This window comes from Catellatospora sp. NPDC049133, assembly GCF_040648455.1.
Lineage (GTDB): Bacteria > Actinomycetota > Actinomycetes > Mycobacteriales > Micromonosporaceae > Catellatospora > Catellatospora aurea.
The window spans coordinates 1-2,649 of the sequence record NZ_JBEZDT010000085.1; the positions used below are offsets into that span (position 1 = coordinate 1).

General features: G+C 70.0%; 1 protein-coding gene. It reads left to right on the forward strand.

What is annotated here, in order from left to right; genetic code table 11:
• A partial coding sequence (locus tag AB0B35_RS42020) for a condensation domain-containing protein (protein ID WP_361057484.1) occupies positions 1-2,649 on the forward strand: 2,649 nt, incomplete at both ends.

Consider the following 2,649-nt stretch of genomic DNA (forward strand, 5'->3'; position numbering starts at 1 on the left):
GGGCTGCGCCGCTACGCCGCGACCCGGCTGCCGGAGTACATGGTGCCCGCCGCGGTCGTCGTGCTCGACCGGCTTCCCCTCAACGCCAACGGCAAACTCGACCGCAAAGCACTACCCGCACCCGTGTTCGACGGATCGGTCGAACACGGACCGGTCACCGCGCAGCAGAAGACCGTGATCGGACTGTTCGCCGACGTCCTGGGCATCGACAACGTGGGCCTCGCCGACGACTTCTTCGACCTCGGCGGCGACTCCCTGCTCGCCACGCGGTTGATCTCACGAGTGCGTGCGACGCTGGGGGTCGAGCTGGGGATTCGGGCGTTGTTCGACGCTCCGACCGTGGCAGCACTCTGCGGCGTGCTCGACGGTCTCGGCGCGGCACGCCCGGCACTGACCCCGGTGGTGCCTCGCCCGGAGCCGCTGCCGCTGTCGTTCGCACAGCAGCGGCTGTGGTTCGTTGACCAGTTCGAAGGACACAACGCCGCCTACACCGAACCGTACGCGTGGCGGCTGCACGGTCCCGTCGACCGCGATGCCCTGCGTGCGGCGCTGGGCGACGTCGTCGACCGGCACGAGGCGTTGCGCACGGTGTTCCAGGTCGTGGCCGGGGAGCCGCACCAGGAGATCCTCGACGTCGGCGCGGCACCGGTGCTCGAAGAGGCCAGTATCGCCGAAGGCGACCTGGCGGCAGCGCTGGCAGCCGCCAGCGGACACGTCTTCGACATCTCCGCCGAGCTGCCGGTCCGGGCCTGGCTGTTCGCACTCGGGCCCGACGAACATGTCCTGCTGCTGTTGACGCACCACATCGCCAGCGACGGCTGGTCGCTCGGTCCGCTGACAAACGACCTGTCACGGGCCTACACCTCCCGCCTGTCCGATACCGCACCCGTCTGGTCGCCGCTGCCCGTCCAGTACGCCGACTACGCCATCTGGCAGCGAGAACTGCTCGGCGACGAATCGGCGGGAAGCCTCGCCGGGGAGCAGCTGCAGTTCTGGCGTGATGCCCTGGCCGGGCTGCCCGAGGAACTGGCGCTTCCCTACGACCGTGTGCGACCGCCGGTGTCCTCGTATCGCGGCGGCGACGTGCGGTTCGAACTCGACCGCGACCTGCACCGCCGGCTGACGAACCTCGCGCGCGAGCACCAGTCGACCGTGTTCATGGTCGTGCACGCCACGCTGGCCGCGATGCTGAGCAAGGTCGGTGGCGGCGCGGACATCCCGATCGGGACACCGGTGGCCGGCCGGTCCGACGAGGCGGTACACGACCTGATCGGGTTCTTCGTCAACACGGTGGTCCTGCGCGCAGACCTGTCGGGCAACCCCACGTTCACCGAGGTGCTCGGCCGGGTGCGGGAGACGGACCTGGGCGCGTTCGCGCATCAGGAGGTGCCGTTCGAGCGGCTCGTCGAAGTGCTCAACCCCGTCCGCTCCACCGCCCGCCACCCGCTGTTCCAGGTCATGCTCGCCTTCGACGGGGGAGAGGACCTCGGAAAATGGGAGCTGCCCGGCACCCGCTCCCAGGTCGAACCGCTGCCGACCGGCGCTTCCAAGTTCGACCTGCTGTGGAACTTCGAGCAGCGCCACGACGCCGACGGCGAACCGCTCGGCATCGGCGTGAAGCTCGACTTCGCGCTCGACGTGTTCGACGAGCCGACGGCGCGGTCGCTGACGACGTGGTTCATCCGACTGCTTGAGCAGGTCGTCGAGCGCGCTGATGGCCGCCTCGCGGACATGGTGCTGCTCTCCGAGGCCGAACGCCACACGATCGTCGACGGATGGAACGACACCTCGCGCACGGTCTCTTTCGAGCCGCTGGCCGCGCTTTTCGAGGCCCAGGTGCGGCAGTCGCCGGACGCTGTGGCGCTCGTCCACGACAAGCAGGAGCTGACGTACGCCGAGCTGAACGCGAGGGCCAACCGCCTCGCCCGGCACCTGGTCGCCCAAGGCGCGGGACCGGGGCGTTTCGTGGCGCTGGCGCTGCCCCGGACCGCCGATGTGATGGTGGCGCTGCTCGGGGTGCTGAAGGCGGGGGCGGGCTATGTGCCGGTGGATCCGCGTTGGCCCACCGAGCGCGTGCGGATCGTGCTCGACGAGGCCCGACCGGTAGCCGTGCTGGACGATCTCACCTCGATCGAGGGGCTGGGCCAGTGGTCGGGCGAAGACCTCGGCGTCCCCGTCGAAGCCGACAGCCCCGCGTACGCGATCTACACCTCCGGGTCGACGGGACGGCCGAAGGGCGTGGTGGTCTCCCAGGGCGGCGTGGTCAATCTGCTGTCGTGGGTGAGGGCCGAGTTCAGCGCCGGCGAGATGTCCCGGGTGCTGGTGTCGACGTCGTTGAGTTTCGACGTGTCGGTGTTCGAGGTGTTCGGCACCTGGGTCTCGGGCGGTTGCGTGGAGTTGGCGCGCGACGTGCTGGCGTTGGAGGAGCTGCCGGCGACGTGGGCCGGAACGCTGGTCTCGGCGGTCCCGTCGGCGTTGAGCCAGGCGTTGGCAGATACGCCGGTCTTCGAGTCGGTGCGGGTGGTGGTGCTGGCGGGTGAGGCGGTCCCGGCCGGTGTGCTGGAGCGGGTCCGGTCGGTGTTCCCGTCGGCACGGGTGTTGAACCTGTACGGGCCGACTGAGGCGACGGTGTACGCGACCGGGTGGCGT